The organism is Halorubrum tibetense (assembly GCF_042661865.1).
In the GTDB taxonomy this organism is placed as follows: domain Archaea; phylum Halobacteriota; class Halobacteria; order Halobacteriales; family Haloferacaceae; genus Halorubrum; species Halorubrum tibetense.
Genome location: NZ_JBHSWW010000613.1, coordinates 1 through 655, shown reverse-complemented (window position 1 = coordinate 655; position 655 = coordinate 1). Strand labels below are relative to the sequence as shown.

At 49.6% G+C, this 655-nt stretch carries 2 protein-coding genes; one reads left to right on the top strand and one right to left on the bottom strand.

Annotation, left to right across the window (positions count from 1 at the left end):
• On the bottom strand, positions 1–285 hold a 285-nt coding region (locus ACFQEU_RS17285), incomplete at its 3' end, for a hypothetical protein (RefSeq protein WP_379784157.1).
• 139 nt (positions 286–424) lie between these two features.
• Here ACFQEU_RS17285 and ACFQEU_RS17280 point away from each other — a divergent pair.
• Positions 425–655: pyridoxal-phosphate dependent enzyme (locus tag ACFQEU_RS17280; RefSeq protein WP_379784155.1), on the top strand; the 231-nt coding region annotated here is incomplete at its 3' end.

Genomic DNA, 655 nt, shown 5'->3' with positions numbered 1-655 from the left:
CGACTTATTTAAATCGTAAACCCGAACGGCGATAATGTCGCTGTCGGTGACCGAGGTATGCACTACAGACTGAAGCAGCAGCCGATTGTGCATTGACTGGTAGGTGAGCTGAGCGAAGAGCCGGCTGAGGTGGTAGCCACGCTCTAGCGATATCTTAGAGAGCTGAGTCAAGTAAAGGGCTGCGAGTAATGCTGTTAAAATAAGCGTTATTCCAGCGATAGGCAGTAACGCAAGCTTGAGGGATCGGCCTTTGATTGCGTTGTTGTGATTGAGGTTGTTGGGCATTTCACCATCCAATTTGGTACCGGTTTAACCATACCATAATCGGCTGTAGAATAGCGCCCTCTGGCTGATTCGAACAGTCTGGAAATGGCCATTTTTTACTGAAGGTTTTTATATGACGTCGCCTCAAAATCTTAAGTCTATGCCGTCGATGGAAACGCTTGTGGGTAAAACCCCCCTTGTTAGGTTGCAGCGGATGGCAGTTGATAGATCTAGCGTTGTACTGGCGAAGTTAGAGGGCACCAATCCTGCAGGTTCGGTCAAAGATCGTCCGGCTTTATCCATGATTCAACGCGCTGAGATGCGCGGCGATATTAAGCCGGGAGACAGGCTTGTCGAGGCTACTAGCGGCAATACCGGTATTGCGCTTGCC